Below are 17165 nucleotides of genomic sequence, written 5' to 3'. Positions count from 1 at the left end.
CGGACAAACGATGCACTGTCCGGATAGTCATCCCCTGGGAACTTGCACCACAATCAAGACAAATAAAGAACCCACGCAAGGCAATCCAATAGCAAAAGCAGGCAGCGTTATCGAAGGCTACGACGAAAAACACCTTTGTTGTGACCGTTGGGGCATGGCCGATGGCCCTGAGTTGTTGGAGTAGAGGCGTATACGGAAAGTCTGTCCGGCGCATGGAAGCTGGGAGCGCAATTCCAGTGGTTAGTTACAAGTTAGTCCAAGGCGCCTATCTGGTTATAAGGCTAGGCAGTGGTGCGTTCTATTACTCCGGGTTCGAAATATATTCGGTGCGGGCGCAATAAATAATAATTATTTTATGTCGAGGAGAAGACTGATGCAGCAAGAAAGAAAAAAAGAGGTGCCTATTTGGTCTGGAAAAGTGTTCAGCTCTGGGTGGGTAGAAGCGCGGGGTGGTGCCTCTGACGTTACCGATCCATCTAATGGTGATCTGCTTGGTGTTGTGGGCATTGCAAATGGTGAAGATGTCGCAGCTGCTGCACAGTCAGCCAGGCGAGCTCAAAAGGAGTGGGCTGCAATACCCTTCAGTGAAAGAGCCGAGATTGTCCGAAAGGCTGCGGAAAAACTGAAAGAGCGCGAAAATGAGTTCGCCGATTGGAACGTGCGGGAATGTGGCGCGATTCGGCAGAAAGGCTTGTGGGAGGCCGGGATTACCTATCAGCAAATGCATCAGGCTGCGAGCCTAGCGTTCTTGCCTGACGGTACGTCATTGCCATCGACTGTTGCAGGGCGCCTGAATCTTTGTCATCGAGTTCCTGTTGGCGTGGTCGGCGTGATTGCTCCGTGGAACTTCCCACTGTTTCTGGCGATGCGTTCGGTAGCGCCAGCGTTGGTGTTGGGGAATGCAGTAATTCTAAAACCCGACCCTCAGACTGCGGTCACTGGAGGCGCGCTCATTGCTGAGATTTTCTCCGAGGCTGGTATACCAGATGGCGTTATTCATGTCCTTCCTGGAGGGGCAGAAGCAGGCGAATCAATGGTGACGAATCCGGGCATCGACATGATTTCCTTTACTGGATCAACCGAGGTGGGCCGGCTAATTGGAGAGAAGTGCGGAAGAATGTTGAAAAAGGTTGCGCTTGAGCTCGGTGGAAATAATGTCCACATCATTTTGCCTGATGCAGATCTTGATGGGGCCGCCAGTTGTGCAGCATGGGGTACGTTCCTGCACCAGGGCCAGGTGTGTATGGCCGCCGGGCGTCACTTGGTTCATCGTGATATTGCGCAAGAATACGCAGAGAAGCTTGCGCTGCGTGCTCGGAATTTGGTGGTTGGAGATCCGAAAACGGATCAAGTACACCTCGGTCCTCTTGTCAACGATAAACAAGTGGCCCACGTCCATGCGCTCGTAGAATCTGCGCAAAAGGCCGGCGCAAAGATCTTGGCGGGAGGTACCTATCAGGATCGCTACTACCAAGCTACCGTGCTCATGGACGTAACGCCGAAAATGGATATTTTCGAGTTGGAAACTTTCGGCCCGGTGGCGCCAATCACTATCGTTGACAGCGTAGAGGAAGCCATCGGATTGGCAAACAGTTCGGAATATGGCTTGGCTGCGTCTATTCACACTAAGGACTTAGCGGCGGGTCTGGAGATTGCGAGGAATTTAAAGACAGGGATGGTTCATATCAATGACCAGCCGATCAACTGTGAGCCACATGTTCCTTTTGGAGGCATGGGAGCCTCAGGTAGCAGTGGAAGGTTTGGCGGGCTTGCAAGCATTGATGCATTTACTCAGTCTCAATGGATCAGCATGGTTGGGAAGCCAGCTACTTACCCATTCTGATCTAATTAGATAGATTAGTTTCAATGATACCCTTGATGATTAATATCTTTGAGATATCTGTAATCAAAATAAGTAATAAGATGAGGAAAATAATATGGATGCCATTCGTTACTACCTGATTCCACTAGTGACTGTTTGCGGGGCATTGGGGTTTTATTATGGCGGAAATTGGGTTTGGCTCGGGGCTGCAACCTTTCCCGTGCTGATGGTGCTAGATATCGCTTTGCCCAAGGATTTTTCAGAGAGAAAGGTAAATTCTTTTTTTGCAGACCTTACTCAATACCTGCAATTACCATTAATGATTGCTATGTATGGGTTTTTTATTTTCGGCGTGAGGGAAGGCCTGATAGACCTTGGTGAACCCATGCTGTTTTGGGGAAGCATTCTTTCTTTGGCTTGGCTTAGTGGAGTACCTACGCTTCCAGTTTCGCACGAATTGATGCACCGCCGGCACTGGTTTCCGAGGAGAATGGCGCAATTACTGGCAACATTTTATGGTGACCCAAACCGAGATATTGCTCATGTCAATACGCACCATCTAGAACTCGACACGCCTCTCGATAGCGATACCCCAATCCGCGGCCAGACAATGTACAGTTTCGTGGTCAGTGCAACTGTTGGTTCCGTCAAAGATGCAGTAAAAATTGAAGCTGAGACCTTACGTCGAAAAGGAAAGTCGCCGTGGCATTTGTCTAACAAAACGTATCAGTATGTCATGCTTCTGATCGCTCTGCCTGCCGTGGTAACTTATTTTGGAGGGGCGGATGCGGGGCTAGTTACAATTATTTCAATGCTGATTGCGAAAGCGCTTGTTGAGGGGTTCAATTATTTTCAACACTATGGGTTAATACGCGAAATCGGTCAGCCTATCCTCTTGCACCACGCCTGGAACCACATGGGGATGATCGTCCGCCCGCTGGGATGCGAGATCACGAACCATATTAACCATCACATTGACGGCTATATACCGTTCTACGATTTGCGCCCGGAAAAGGAGGCTCCTCAGATGCCCTCACTCTTCCTGTGCTTTCTGCTTGGACTTGTTCCGCCTCTTTGGGAGAGTCTCGTTGCAAAGCCGAAATTGAAGGATTGGGATCTGCACTATGCCACCCCCGGTGAGCGAAAGTTGGCCGTTGAGGCTAATAAAAATGCCGGATGGTCACAGTGGATACCGCAGGCAGATTGATGACTACATTAAACTGGTGGCATTTCACGTTTGGCAATCTCAACTGAAAACATTGGGATTTCTGGGCCCTGATAGTGAGGAAGGGCCATTAGAACCTAATAGCAGTCAACGTGTTGAATTTTTGATGTTGGCCGGAAGCATATAGAGAAAATTGGCTCTACGGCCTTTTTTATCAGGAGAATTTGTGTGCCGACTGACGTGTCATTTTCCTGCTGCCATAAACGCCTGGAGCAAAGGTGTCGTTCTGGAATTTACACAAGTAAAGACCAATAAATTTTAATGATGGACGTTTGAATATGTTTAAGAAAATCTTTGGCCTATTTGCTCCTCCTCGGGAACTAACTGTTTCTGTGAGAGGGCAAGGAGTGGAATTTAAAGTTCCACGAGGTCAGACGATTCTGGAAAGTGCGCTGCATCAAGGGCTGGCGTTTCCACATGAGTGTAAAGTCGGAACCTGTGGTGCGTGTAAATATAAACTAATCTCGGGAAAGATAAGCGAACTGGCATCATCTGCTATGGGGCTAAGTGGTGGTTTATATCAGTCTGGATATCGGTTGGGTTGTCAGTGTATACCTAAAGAAGACCTTGAAATTGAACTGGATGCCAAACTCGGAAGGGCCATTGTTCCTAAAGAGACCACAGCCGTGATCAGTGAACAGAAACCTCTGGCACACGATGTAATCGGATTGACTCTAATGCCAGAAAAACTAATAACTTTTAATCCTGGTCAGTATGCTGATATTGAATTTACAGAACTGTCGGCTGTAAGAAGCTATTCGTTTTCGACTATAGGCCAAGCGGACGGCAGCCTGAACTTTCATGTCCGCCTAGTCCCAGGAGGGGTTTTCAGTGGTTGGCTATTTGGTGGTGATAGAACTGGGACCACCGTTACGTTGCGAGGCCCGTATGGACAGTTTGGGTTTAATGAGAGCGATGACGTGATGGTCTGCGTGGCTGGAGGAACGGGGCTCGCACCCATTAAATGCATTTTGGAGAGCATGACCGGAACCCAACGCGAGCGTGATGTTTTCTTATTTTTTGGGGTGCGGCAGCAGCGTGATTTATATTGCCTTGAAGAAATGCAAGCGCTTCAACGGGATTGGGGTGGAAACTTCGAGCTTATTCCAGTGTTGTCCGAAGAACCGGCAACGTCCTCCTGGAAAGGAAAGCGAGGCTTGGTGACTGAATGTTTTCAAGAATACCTGCAGGGGCGGTCGTGTGAAGCATACCTCTGCGGGCCACCACCGATGGTTGATGCTGCTGAAACCGAACTTCTTCGACTTGGTGTGGCGCACGGATCTATATATGCAGATCGTTTTTATAATCGAACCTCTGCGACCACGCCGTAATGCTGGGAGTGAAGGGATAGAATTTCTTTTTTGGTTAAGCTCACCCGAAAAAATTTGTTGAGCCTAGCGAGAAATGATTAGTGTTTATTAAACTGTGTGACGATTCAAAAACGGAGACAAAAATGAAAATAAAAGCAGCAGTTGTTCGTCAAAAAAATGGTCCATTTGGACTCGAAAATGTAGTCCTTAATGAGCCCGCTGAAGATCAAATTCTTGTTCGAGTAGTTGCGACTGGAATGTGTCATACCGATCTGATTTGTCGTGATCAGCATTACCCGGTTCCGCTTCCGATGGTGTTTGGGCATGAGGGAGCTGGCGTGGTTGAGAAGGTTGGATCTTCTGTCAAAAAAGTACAGCCGGGCGATCATGTTGTTTTGACTTTTTATACTTGTGGTGGTTGTGAAGCATGCCTTTCCGGTGATCCCACAAGTTGTGCCAACTCTTTCGTTCCCAATTTTATGGGGCGCTCAGTTGCCGGTGAGTGCACCATTCATGAACACGATGGCCAGGAAGTTGGGGCGAGTTTTTTCGGGCAGTCTTCCTTTGCGACTTATGCTTTGTCTTACGAACGCAACACAGTGAAGGTCACTAAAGACGTCCCGCTTGAACTCCTTGGGCCGCTTGGCTGCGGCATTCAAACTGGCGCAGGGTCTGTTCTCAATGCACTGAAACCTCCTGCGGGCTCGGCTATCGTGATCTTCGGTGCTGGGGCCGTAGGTCTTTCAGCAGTGATGGCTTCCGCCGTGGCCGGATGTACGAAAATCATTGCTGTCGATGTCAAGGAAAATCGACTGAAATTAGCTCGTGAGGTTGGAGCGACCCATGTGATTGATGCAACCAATACTGATCCAGTTGAGGAGATCAAGAAATTGTGCGCTGATGGGGCTCCGTATGTTCTGGAAACCAGCGGTTTGCCTTCTGTGCTTTCGCAAGCGATCTTGAGCTCCTCCATAGGCGGTGAGATTGGTATTGTTGGTGCGCCACCAATGGGGACTACAGTCCCTGTTGATGTTAATTTTTTACTATTTAACCGTAAGCTCCGAGGAATTATTGAGGGTCAAGCTGTTTCGGATATCTTTATTCCACGATTGATTGATTTGTATCGCCAAGGAAAGTTTCCCTTTGATAAATTAATTAAATTTTACTCATTCGATGAAATTGATCGAGCCGCTGAAGATTCGGAAAAAGGGATAACACTTAAGCCGGTAATTCGTATCGCTTAATAAGGTATAAGAGAACCTTTAGGTTTCGGTGCGCTGTTCTTGCGGACGGCGTACAACCTCCTCATAAGCTGAAAAGCTTATAAATATAAATTTTGCTATTTATGCCAAAAGGAAGCATAAGAGGATTGATTATCTGAAATGCTGGGCCATTAATAAAACAAAAAAGAAGGTGAGAGAGAATGCAATTTAAAAAATTAAATAAATGCATTATTGGTCTGTTCTTGTATATGATCTCATTCTATACGGTAGCGACTTACGGGTTGTTCCTAGAAGGTTTTGGATCGATTTCGAGGGGTATGGGAGGAACGGCCGTATCTCATTATGTTGGGCCTGCGTCAATGATGGTTAATCCGGCGACGATGAGTTTGTCTGATACGACAGGTGAAGTGTTGCTAGGGTTCGACCTGATTACTACGGATATTAGCGCGACGAATCTTGGCACAGGAGAAAAGGTGTCATCGAGTACGCGCTCAAATAATCGAGGGCCATATGTAGCTCCTCAGTTTGCTTTTACCAGTAAAGTTTCAGATTGGACTTTTGGGGTGGGCATGTTTGCTCAAGCCGGAGTGGGCGTTGAATATGGTAGGTCTAGCTTTTTGTCGCGCGGAGATATTGGTGAGACGGGCTATGCTGCCGGTGCTGATACGGGGCTCGAGAATGCAAGTCGTCTGTTTATTCTCGACATACCGTTTTCTGCGAGTTTTAAGGTTAATGACGATCTCTCCGTCGGTGCTACCCTGGATGCAAAGTGGACGGGTTTAAATCTTGATTATTTGTTTGGGAATAAACAGTTGGCTAGTCTCGGTGGGGATGGGCGGGCGTCCGGGTCGCTACTGGGATTGCTCGGGACATTACCTGATCCACGGGGAGTACACATAAGCGTTAGCGAAAACAAAGAAATCTCAAGTGGTGTTGATGGTTGGGGATACTCGGGTAGATTAGGTATGTTGTACAAGATGGCGCCCAAAACAAATTTGGGCATTTCCTACATGTTCGAGAGTAAAATGAATGATTTGAAAGGGAACGGAACAGTCACTGCGGTTGACGGTATCGCCGGAAACATACCTATTGAAGGACAAATACGAGTTTTGAATTTTAATACTCCTGCCAAATTGGATGTAGGAGTGAGTCATCAATTCAGTGACAAATTACTGCTCGCTTTAGATGTGTCTCGGGTTTTCTGGAAAGATGCCCTGAAGGATATTAAGGTGGGGTTTACCAGTGACGCCGGAGATGTTGATCTAAGGCTTCCTCAGAATACGAAGGATCAAACGATAGTGGCGATTGGGGCTTCGTATGCCGCGACCCAAAATGTAACGTTGCGGGCAGGATACAGTCAGGCTACTCAGCCATTCAATGATGAGGGGTTGTTGGCCCTGATTCCAGCAGTTCTGAAGAGGCATGCAACCATAGGCATTAGCTACCAAGTTTCAAAATCAGGTAGGTTTGATGCTGCATACTCTCGAGCCCTTGAGAATAGTATGACCAACCAGTCGGCTTTTAACACCTCATCAGCTGTCAGGTCGTCCATTGCGCAAGATAATTTTGTTTTTGCCTATACTCATTCATTCTAGACATGATGTCTAGAAACTTAACAAATTGAGGATGAATCGATGGAACTTATACAGTGGGCATTTTGGGTGCTGGCGGCGACGGCTGCGGGCGGGTTGCTGTTCGGGCTTCTGTTGGCAATGAGGGCGCGTTATCCCTCTTGGTTCGGCTTGGCGCATGGCGTGCTGGGATTCGCCGGTCTCATAATGCTGGGCTATACCTTGTATACTGCTGGGCCCGACACCGCGATCCCGCAGACCGGATACTGGGCGATGGCCCTGCTGGGCGCGGCGTTTCTGGGTGGGGCGCTGTTTTTTGGCGTGGTGTTCCGTCAGGCCAAACCCCGATGGGTGATCATGACTCACGGCGGCTTGGCGCTGGCCGGTGTTGCCATGCTTTATTTTTCCGCCTATTGAGGCGCACGGTTCCCGGGCTTGGCTCCAGCATCTTTTGGAGAAAGCGCGCCAGCAGATTGCTGAACTGGAAAACCTTTGCGAACATGCTCCCCTTGCTTACGCTGTTCAGAGATTCAATGGCGTTGGTGGTGTAAACTGCCCTGCGGATGTCTTCAGGGTAATTAAACAAGGTGTTGAGATTATGCCAGTGCGTACGCCATGATTTAGGGAAATGGGATGGACTCCCCTCGTACGGTTCTTATTTCATTATATTTTGAACCGCCTCGCGTGTATAAATTTTTTAGCCCATTACCTCAACGGCACGTGGAAAGATGCACCGCTGGAAACTTATTGTCGATAATTTAGCTCGGCTTTAAAAAATAGTAAGTTGATTAATTGCTTTTACTTTATCTGTGATTACACTACATAAAACCATTATAGATGTTTTAAAGGATTATGCGTTCAATGGATAGTTATAGTGAGGAAGCAACTAAATTAGAGAATGCTGCATTAAAGCGTGAGTTATCCGACCTCAAACGTGAACGAGATAAGTATAAAACGCTTTTTGACACCTCGGCTGACGCACTTTCAATCATCGATTTAGCCACTGGAAAGTTCATCGAATGCAATACCTCCGCACTCGCAATGCACAACGTTCAAAGCGAGCAAGACTTTTTAGCGCTTAGCCCCGCCGATTTGTCTCCGGAATATCAACCATGTGGCTCTCGCTCTGCTGAACTCGCAAAAATCTATCTATCTAAAACAGTCAGCGAAGGACCCCAAACATTTCGTTGGGAACACGAAAACTTTGGCGGAGTTAAATTTGAGTGTCTAGTGTCTCTCAGCGCTTTCAAGATGCCTGAATCAATGCTCGTATTGGCTGCAGTGCGTGACATATCAGATATCATTAAGTCAAAAGAGGCAGTGGTAAAAGCACATACAGAAATCGAAAAATATGAATCCGCAATACAACTCCAACAAGAAAGATTCAGAGCGTTTGTAGAACAGGCTCCGGTAGGGATTGCAATTAATCGATTTGCTGATGGCGCATTTGTGTCAGTCAACAAAGAGTTTACTGAGTTTTCAGGGTACGAACTCGATGAAATGAGTAAGCTCAGCTATTGGGAGTTGACACCATCGAAATACGAGGATGAGGAAACAAAACAGCTTTCACTTTTAAATTCTACTGGCCGCTATGGTCCTTACAGAAAAGAATATATCCATAAAGATGGACATTGCTATCCCGTATTACTTTCTGGTGTGAAAATCATAGACGAGGAAGGCGTCCCTCTAATTTGGTCTGTTGTTCAAGATGTCACTGAGCAGGAAGAAGCAGAAAAAGAACTCCGTAAGGCAAAAGCGCAAGCAGAAAACGCTAATGAAGCCAAAAGTCTTTTTTTGTCTAACATGAGCCACGAAATTAGAACGCCAATGAACGGCGTCCTTGGTATGCTTCAATTATTAGAGAAAGAGCCACTCTCGGAAAAAACCAAGAAGCTTGTTTCCACTGCCGTTTATTCGGCCAAAACACTGCTACGCATTTTGAACGATATTTTAGATTACTCAAAAATTGAATCCAATTCGCTCAGCCTTGAAACAACAGAGTTTTCTATCGAAAAGACAATGGAATCGATTTTGTCGTACGAATTTCCTAAGGCTGAATCGACCAGACTTTACTAGACAGACTTTCTTTTGAATTCTTCTAGCTTTTCATAAGCCAGTGGAGGCATATTATTCGCTTCACCATGCTTGCGTCTAGAGTTATAAAACATTTCGATATAATCGAATATGTCGGCTCTTGCATGTTCACGTGTTTTATAAATTGTTCTCTTGATTCGCTCTCGCTTAAGTAGTTGGAAGAAGCTCTCTGCAGCGGCATTATCATGACAGTTTCCTCGACGGCTCATGCTGGCCTTGAGATTATGCTCTGTTAAGAAGTCACTCTATTCATAGCCTGTAAATAGACTACTTTGATCTGAGTGTATGAGCACCTGCTTTTTGGGCTTTCTTCGCCATACTGCTGCTAGTAGCGCTTGAGTAACAAGCTCAGATTCGATGCGAGAACTCATCGACCAACCAACAACAGCGCGAGAGTATAAGTCTAAAACGACGGCAAGGTAGAGCCAGCCTTCATGAGTGCGGATGTAGGTAATGTCAGTGACCCAGTATCTGTTCGGTGTAGCTACTGTAAATTGCCTATCAAGTACGTTATCGGCAACAACAGCAGGTTTGCCGCTGAAGTGTCCTGTATGCTTTTTATAACCGACTTGTGCCTGTATATCTTCTAGCCTCATTAACTTAGCCTCACGATGTTTACGGTACTGCCAAAGTAATTTGATGAGACTTTTAGGCCATCAGAAGAAACGGCGTCGAGCGTTAACCTGGTTCCATCTTGGATAAAGATAGTGTCTTCAGCGTATTTGACCTTTTGAATAACGTCTGCTGTTCCGTAGGAATAGCAAAAGTACCCGTTACCCGACTTATCGAAACTGAGGCTCGCGAGGTAAGGGCCCATGTTACCCGTCTAGAACCCAATGACGTGTGAGGGTGCCGTCTCAGCCTTTACCTGCACAAAATTGTTGTTAAGCATATCATCAACGGGAGACTGGCATCCGGCTAAAGCTAACGAGCCTAAAACCAGATATTTGCGTACATTCATAATCGTCCTTAATGTGAATAGGTGTGGTAGGTACCAGTGTAGTACGGAATAACCATAGTACGCGTGATTTTGCAGAAAAAACACAACCACATGCTAATCACTACGGCAACATACCCCTATACCGTCTTGCTAAACTTCCCGCAGCTTCGCTGCGGCGGCGGCGCGCTCCGCGCAGTTGGGCAGGGAGAACGTGAGAAATTGGTGAGTGAGTAGGGGAGGTAAACGAAAGTGGGTCACAGGTAGTGGACAAGTAACGCACGTTTACTATGGGGCAGGTTGGTGGATGTATAGTGGTGTGTGAGGTGAATTCTTTGTTGTGGGTGAGTCGTCCTCGTTTGTGCTTTAGTCAATGAGTCCGGTTAGGGTTCTTATGCTGGGTTGGTGAGAAAAGGGTTTATTGGTTAAGGCGGTTCTAGGGTATGTTGCCGTAGTGGTTACCCTTTTCCAGTTATCAACAAGGCTGTGGATGGTTTATTCGTTGGATTTGCTGCTGTTTGATGAGTTATTCACTTTTTCGTTGGTAGTAGGGCGCCTGGTTACGCGCCCCTTTATAACGCACTTTGTGTTGAATAGAACGTGTTGATTCTCAATAAGTCGGGTTTGTTTGTCTGTTGTGGAACTTTTTTGCTACCTAAACCTAGTCAGTTATTCGTTGATTTTTTGAGCAGGTGGAGGAATAGTAGCTAAAGATAAAAGTAATCACGGAGGATTTATGTCTACTCCTTCTCGAATGCAATCATTCACAGTTAAGATAAAGAGTTGGTGGAAAAGAAACGTAGCATATAATAATGGCTGGCGACTGTTCCGCGCATACATTTACTTGGTGCTCGCCGCTCTTGCTGCGTTTGCTGGCTACTTTGGTTGGGGGTATTTTGGCGAGGACAGCGCAGGCTGGTTTGGGCGTAGTGGCGCCATTACCGCATTAACAGCCAGTATGGCCGAAGCGCTCCTTGCAGCTTTCGGTGTCGGCAATCTCTTCCAAGGGATTGCGGAAGTTGGTACTACCAAATTCATAGCGAAATATAAGAAGCCCATCGGCCTTGGCCAATACTTGGGAGCCTTCCTTATTGCAATGGGGACTTTAATTTGGGCTTACGGTGACTTGTTTTACCACGCTACTAACTAAGGGTAATATAGTTGCTATAGACAGTTAGTGATGGATTATCATGGACGAAATAAAACCAAAATACAGTGAATGGCTTAGCGAATACACATTTGACAATTGCGCGGTCGGTAGGAAAGCCTATGGCGAATTCTTAGCGTCATTTCTTGCCGAAGAAAAAGACGGATTTGTGCTTAACCTCAACGGAAAGTGGGGAACGGGTAAGACAGAGTTTTTAAAGCGCCTCTACACTCATTTTCACAACGCTAATCATCCTGTTATCTATATAGATGCTTGGGAAAGCGACTTTACCGATAATCCCCTCTTAGTAGTGGCAAGTGAGTTACTGACTCAGTTGAAAGCGCTATTACCACTTCATGGTAACGACTTAGATAAACTAAAAAAGCACCTTGGAAAGTTGTTAAAAGGAAGTGCAATCGTTGCAGGAAGCTACATTGGTGAAAAATTCATTGGTGACGCCGCTGCCGGAAGAGAGTTTGTTAAAACTTTTATGGAGTCGTCCCCAAAAGAATACCTCGATAGCATGAAGAAAGGCTACTCAGAACAGGTCGAGGCTGTAAAAGAGGTTCGTAAACACCTGGAGCAGCTAGCTGTTGCATTAAATGAGGTTCACAAGCGACAACTGCCTGTAATGGTACTAGTAGACGAACTCGACCGATGTAGACCCAATTACGCCATTGAAATGCTCGAAGTGATCAAGCATTTCTTCAGTACTAAAGACTTTGTTTTCGTGGTGGCTACTGATACAGAACAGTTACAAAACTCGATTAATGCTGTCTATGGCGAAAAATTTGAATCAGAAGCCTACCTAAGGCGCTTTTTCGATAGGAAATCTGTGCTTTCCCCTCCAGACGTTGATAAATTTTTAGGCCATTACGAGTTTGACCACCATGAAAACGTGCAGCTGTATCCCGACAACTCGCATTTTGATAGAGACCCAATCGAGATTGTTAATTTCAAAATGTTGGCAAGAGCATATTCACTGGGATTGAGAGATATTGATCAACTTGTAGCAAAGTACAAAGCCTGTATACGGTCGATAGCGTCAAATAGAGAGCAAACACATCTTGTAAACATCTTTACTTTGTTAGTCGCTCTCATCGAATTTGATAGACGCCCCGATAAATTCGAAAATCGAGACACAGACAACCCCTTGTCTAACTGGGATGGAGAAGACTTTACTATCTCGACGCGAGACGAAAGCAGAAAAACCACATTGGGGTTCTAGGGATTTTCCCCTCTAAAAAGACATAATCCTCTGTACATGCCGCCAATAGGAGACTGTGGAGGTGGGTTACTGTTAAAAAATGTGCCAAATTAGGTGAATAACGTACATCTTCATACGGAACAGCCCTGGTATGGCCATTAAAAACGAAATTTCTATTCTCACGAGTGCAGAACAGCTAGATCTTTATTCCCCACCCATCTTTTCAGTTGAAGAACAACGTCTATATTTTACTCTGAATGATGCTGAATTGGCAGTTTGCAGGTCAATTCGCCTCAGAGCTCATCAGTGTTACTTTGTCGCAATTTTGGGATACTTCAAATCAAAGCCCGTCATCCTTGATGTCGCTTACTCGCAGGTTACTGACGATTTAACGTTCATCAGTAAAGCGTTGTCTGGCGGCAAGGGTCTCAGGCCATTCACACCTTCACAAAAACAAAAAGATCGGCTCTACGCAAAGGTATTAGACCTTTCTGGTTATGGTAAATGGGAGGAGAGTCAGCACTTCAAATCTTTGTTCGACCACCTTGTGCAGATTGGCAACGCCTGGCTGGAGCCACGTCATCTCTTTGATGCAGCCATCGAATACCTGGCCACTCATCACATAGCCATTCCTAAGTACACTGTACTTCAGAGACTGATAAGCCGCATAAGGCAACAGGTCAGAAAAGACCTGAAGATCCAACTGAATCAACTTACCAGTAACGAACTCAACATCTTTCTGGACAGCATCACCGCCAATGGTGACGGGCTGAGTCTGAGCCATCTAAGGGGCGGTGCCAAAAATCTGACCGTGCCTGAGCTTAAAAAAGAGCTTGCCATTTACCACCGGTTAGCACCATGGCACACGCAAATCAATGATGTTGTGGACAGGCTCAATCTGTCGCTAAAAAATCGTCAACACTTCAGCGAACTTATTAATTACTACGGCAGTAAAGTGCGGCGCTTTAAACGCTCACAGCAGCATCTGTGGTTGCTGTGTCATCTGACAGAGCGCATACAACTTGCATTGGAGCGCCTGACGGACGGGTTTGTTTACCAGATCCGAAAACAACAGGAAGCCGCCAACGCCTTTGCACAACAAGCAGTGTTCTTGTCCTGGCAGTCAGCTGCGGACAATGTCACGAAAGCGGCAGAGCTGCTTCACCTGTTTGTGGACGAGAATATTGATGACAATCAACCCTTCTCGGAGGTCAGGAAACAGGCACTGAAAGTGATGGATGATCGGGATATTCAGACTCTTTGCCTTTATCTGAAAAAACAAAAACGGACCGTGGAAGAGTACCAGTGGCAATATTATGACGAACAACACAACCTTCTGGAACAGCTATTAAGGCCGGTGTTCCTGTGCCTTGAATGTGAGGCCGGTAACGGCTCAGAAGATGTTGTAGCCCAACTTCAAAAGATGCAAACGGAAATCGCATCCGGTGAACCACTGACGACAATGGATACGTCGCTTATCCCCAAAAAGCACCTCCCATGGCTGGTGAAACAGGATAACGTTAACCCGCAACGTTATGAATGGCTGCTCTACCGGCAGTTAACTTCACGACTGAACGGACGTATTTATCTGTCAAATGTCACCAAATACCGGGCACTGGAAGATGACCTGATCCCGCAAACATCGCAAGATACACTGCTGGAGTCATCAACGCTGGACAGACTAAAACAACCTGTTGACGCATTGTTACAGGAGAAACAACACCAGCTGGAAAGCTCACTAAACGAAGTGGCGCGCCATATTGATGAGGGAGATAATCGCAATGTGATCATGAAAAATCGTTCGGGCACCCGCTGGCGCCTGCCAACAAAAGGCGCTACATCTCTGGTCAACAATCCCTTCTTTAAGCGAATGCAGCCAGTCGGTATCGCGGATGTCCTGCGGTATGTTGAGCGCGAAACCGGGTTCATGCGATGCCTGACACATGTGCTGCCAATACAAAAACAGGGGCTCACACATCTGGATGATTTACTGGCCATTCTGATTGCCAACGCCACTCACCGTGGTGTGTATGGCATGGCGCAGATCTCCGACCGCAGTTATGAACACCTGAGTACGATACAGGCCAACTATATCCGACCTGAAACGCTGAATGATGCCAGCGACATCATCAATAATGCGGTTGCCGCGCTCCCCATCTTCCGCCACTACCATATTCAGGAAGACCAACTGCACGCCAGTGCGGATGGTCAGAAATTCGAAACGCATCTGGAAACGTTTAAAACCCGGTATTCCTCGAAGTACTTCGGTACCAATAAAGGGATCACGGCCATGACCCTGGTCGCCAATCACAGCGCGCTGAATGCACGGATAATCGGCTCCAACGAGCATGAATCACACTATATCTATGATCTGTTGCAATCCAACAGCAGTGATGTCAAACCAGATGTGCTCTCGACAGATACGCACGGTGTCAATCACGTTAACTTCGCCTTACTGGATCTATGTGGTTACAGTTTTGCACCGCGATACGCGCAATTTAACAGCGTCATCAACGATCTGTTTGAGGTGACTGAAAATGAACAAGGTAGCACCATACTTACCTTGAAGAAGCCCATCAGGAATAATGTTATTGCAACGGGATGGCAGGATGTCAGGCGTATTGTTCTGTCACTTCAGACAAAGCGGACGACACAGTCTATGCTGGTGAGAAAGCTGTCTGGTTACCCTTCTGGACACCCGATATTGCAGGCGCTGACAGAGTATAATCGATTGATAAAAGCGCAATATTTACTGGATTACATCGACAATGCCAGTTTGCGCCAATACGTGCAACGAGCCCTGAACCGGGGAGAAGCATGGCACTTCCTGAGAAGAGCCATTGCGTCGGTGAACGGTGATCAATTCCGAGGGAAAAACGAGTCTGAAATCGCTATCTGGAATGAATGCGCAAGATTGATTGCCAACGCGATCATCTATTTCAACTCCGCGATACTGAGCCATCTTCTGGGGCACTTTGAAGCGACAGGAGATGAAGAAAAAGCGGCGATCACTCGTGCCGTTTCTCCCGTTGCATGGCAAAATATCAACTTAAGTGGCACGTATAACTTCACCAATACAGGGAAATTACCTGATATGAGTGAAATTACGAGGCCAATAGTGGATAATTAGGCTATAAATAAAAAGTAATACTCCTCCACAGTCTCCTATTGGCGGCATGTACAGAGGATTATGTCTTATTAGAGGGGAAAATCCCTAGAACCCCCATAAGCAATGATTTGCTTCCACATTATCAGGTCACCATACCTACGCTGCTGGCCAACCAAGTTTCTCTCATTTTCATTCTTGTGGGCATCTTCATAGCCGGGTGGGATTTTACTCTGATACCGAGCTTTACCTTCTTCAAAGAGCCTCTTCAAATCCTCACTAGCAAAGGGCTGACCGACTCTTTTCCCAATTATCTCGGTGATTTTCCCCTGTATCTCGTCATCATTCAGTCGTTTTATATGTGATTTCTTGGAATTTTCGAGATGCTCGTTCAGCTTTTCAAATAACTCTTCAACCTCTCTCAACAACCCCGGAGGTAAGAAAGGGTGGCGATTTTTCTGGTTGAATGAATTATATAACTCATTGATATCATTCAATGTCGCGTCGTAGTTTTTAGATTGTTCATTAATTACAGAGGGTCGGTTCTGAAAGTATTCCAGAGCAGCTTGGTGGGGTAACCAAACACGTGAACTATGATTGTTTAGTAGATTAAGAAATGCATCACGGGCATCGTCAGAATATCGATAGAGATCAAGCAGAACATTTGCGTCTGGAATAATTTGACCATCCCGCCATATGGTTTCAACTGCTTTTTCGTTAGCTCGGTAATAGCCTTTAAATAACACTTCTAAATCAGCTTTATCTTCCATAACAGTTCCTGAAAAACTTTGTATTCCAACCTAACAAGAACAAATAAAGAGTTTATTTTCCGTAGGCAGGATATCACATCATATCATTGATATTGGGCGAGTTTATTAGAGCCCAGTTTTTCCTTGATGTCTTTACGCCTAACAGAGTCAAAGGCACCTTGAGACAGACAGCAGACGTTCAACGCCCGAAGCATGGGCAAACCTGAAGAGCAGCGGAAGATTTGTCCCTGTGCCTGCTTTTGTTATGCCTAGACCCACGATGAGGTTAAATCACCATGGCAAATAGGGGTTTTGCGCCCATCCCCTCGAAATCGGCATCAGAATGATGACGGCCAAATGAACGCGCTTTTTGTGAATTCTTCGAAAAACTGCCAAATAATTAAAAATAGGCATAGATAACTAAAATGATAAAAGCTTCTGCTGTGAGAATGACCCTCATGCTTGTTCAAGCAATAACTGCGCGTACAGTGAAATAGTCTTTTGACTAATGGTAGACATCGCCAAGACTATTACTACTAGTAGACAAAGTTGTGAGGTGTCCACATGTCTAAAGATGTAAATAAGCTACTCGCAGGTCAACTTCTGATTGTTGAAGATGACGCCATTACTTCTGAACTTATATCAAACAACCTCACAGCATTAAAGAAAATCCGTATTGTTGCAAACGGTAAAAGTGTGACGTGGTCAAGCCAAATCGACCAACCCAGTTAAGCTACTTTTCTCTCATTTCTTACATCTAATTCGTATTGGTTT

General features: G+C 46.1%; 13 protein-coding genes and 2 pseudogenes. 11 read left to right on the top strand and 4 right to left on the bottom strand.

Annotated elements, in window-relative coordinates; genetic code table 11:
- Positions 1-397 precede the first annotated feature (397 nt).
- The 6 genes from KIU71_RS17150 (at position 398) to KIU71_RS17125 (ending at position 7568) form a co-directional block, all read left to right on the top strand.
- Positions 398-1843, top strand: a complete 1446-nt coding sequence (locus tag KIU71_RS17150; RefSeq protein ID WP_214132573.1) for a benzaldehyde dehydrogenase — start codon at positions 398-400, stop codon at positions 1841-1843.
- A 94-nt stretch (positions 1844-1937) separates the two neighbouring features.
- Complete coding sequence (locus tag KIU71_RS17145) at positions 1938-3029, top strand: alkane 1-monooxygenase (RefSeq protein WP_156087426.1); 1092 nt, start codon at positions 1938-1940, stop codon at positions 3027-3029.
- 296 nt (positions 3030-3325) lie between these two features.
- Positions 3326-4378 (top strand): 2Fe-2S iron-sulfur cluster-binding protein, encoded by a 1053-nt coding sequence (locus tag KIU71_RS17140; RefSeq protein ID WP_156087427.1) that lies wholly within the window; start codon positions 3326-3328, stop codon positions 4376-4378.
- 122 nt (positions 4379-4500) lie between these two features.
- Positions 4501-5601, top strand: coding sequence for an NAD(P)-dependent alcohol dehydrogenase (locus KIU71_RS17135; protein WP_156087428.1), 1101 nt, complete (start codon positions 4501-4503; stop codon positions 5599-5601).
- Positions 5602-5780: 179 nt separating this feature from the next.
- On the top strand, positions 5781-7175 hold the full coding sequence (locus KIU71_RS17130) for an OmpP1/FadL family transporter (protein WP_156087429.1): 1395 nt from the start codon (positions 5781-5783) through the stop codon (positions 7173-7175).
- A gap of 39 nt (positions 7176-7214) precedes the next feature.
- The gene (locus KIU71_RS17125) at positions 7215-7568 is read left to right on the top strand and encodes a hypothetical protein (RefSeq protein ID WP_156087430.1); all 354 of its coding nucleotides are present in this window, start codon (positions 7215-7217) and stop codon (positions 7566-7568) included.
- Between the two features lie 97 nt (positions 7569-7665).
- On the opposite strand, the pseudogene KIU71_RS17120 reads toward KIU71_RS17125, so the two are convergent.
- Positions 7666-7773, bottom strand: a pseudogene (locus tag KIU71_RS17120) (transposase); the annotation flags it as partial.
- A gap of 239 nt (positions 7774-8012) precedes the next feature.
- On the opposite strand from KIU71_RS17120, the gene KIU71_RS17115 reads away from it, so the two are divergent.
- Positions 8013-9227: a PAS domain S-box protein gene (locus KIU71_RS17115; RefSeq protein ID WP_197044465.1), complete on the top strand. Its 1215-nt coding sequence runs from the start codon at positions 8013-8015 to the stop codon at positions 9225-9227.
- Here the strand turns inward: KIU71_RS17115 and KIU71_RS17905 are convergent.
- Positions 9224-9862: pseudogene (locus KIU71_RS17905) on the bottom strand (IS3 family transposase); the annotation flags it as partial. The gene KIU71_RS17115 and the pseudogene KIU71_RS17905 overlap by 4 nt on opposite strands.
- Entirely contained in the window at positions 9841-10062 is a 222-nt protein-coding gene (locus KIU71_RS18155; RefSeq protein ID WP_156087434.1) for a J517_1871 family lipoprotein, read from the bottom strand. The gene KIU71_RS18155 and the pseudogene KIU71_RS17905, both read right to left, overlap by 22 nt.
- A gap of 856 nt (positions 10063-10918) precedes the next feature.
- On the opposite strand from KIU71_RS18155, the gene KIU71_RS17100 reads away from it, so the two are divergent.
- The 3 genes from KIU71_RS17100 to KIU71_RS17090 all read left to right on the top strand — a co-directional run bounded on the left by KIU71_RS17100 (position 10919) and on the right by KIU71_RS17090 (position 15666).
- A complete protein-coding gene (locus KIU71_RS17100; protein ID WP_156087435.1) occupies positions 10919-11332 on the top strand; it encodes a hypothetical protein in 414 nt (137 codons plus the stop codon).
- Positions 11333-11372: 40 nt separating this feature from the next.
- Positions 11373-12557 carry a KAP family P-loop NTPase fold protein gene (locus tag KIU71_RS17095; protein ID WP_156087436.1) on the top strand — a complete coding sequence of 395 codons (1185 nt, stop codon included), beginning with the start codon at positions 11373-11375 and terminating at the stop codon, positions 12555-12557.
- 130 nt (positions 12558-12687) lie between these two features.
- Positions 12688-15666 carry a Tn3 family transposase gene (locus KIU71_RS17090; RefSeq protein ID WP_214132572.1) on the top strand — a complete coding sequence of 993 codons (2979 nt, stop codon included), beginning with the start codon at positions 12688-12690 and terminating at the stop codon, positions 15664-15666.
- Positions 15667-15734: 68 nt separating this feature from the next.
- Here the strand turns inward: KIU71_RS17090 and KIU71_RS17085 are convergent, their stop codons facing one another.
- Positions 15735-16412, bottom strand: a complete 678-nt coding sequence (locus KIU71_RS17085) for a PIN-like domain-containing protein (protein ID WP_156087439.1) — start codon at positions 16410-16412, stop codon at positions 15735-15737.
- Positions 16413-16955: 543 nt separating this feature from the next.
- Between KIU71_RS17085 and KIU71_RS17080 the strand changes: the two genes are divergently transcribed.
- A complete protein-coding gene (locus KIU71_RS17080) occupies positions 16956-17123 on the top strand; it encodes a hypothetical protein (RefSeq protein ID WP_250207615.1) in 168 nt (55 codons plus the stop codon).
- The last annotated feature ends 42 nt before the right edge of the window (positions 17124-17165 follow it).

This window comes from Alteromonas oceanisediminis (assembly GCF_018474025.1).
Taxonomy (GTDB): domain Bacteria; phylum Pseudomonadota; class Gammaproteobacteria; order Enterobacterales; family Alteromonadaceae; genus Alteromonas_E; species Alteromonas_E oceanisediminis.
Note: the sequence above shows the minus strand (reverse complement) of the source record. Positions and strands in the feature narration are given on the sequence as shown.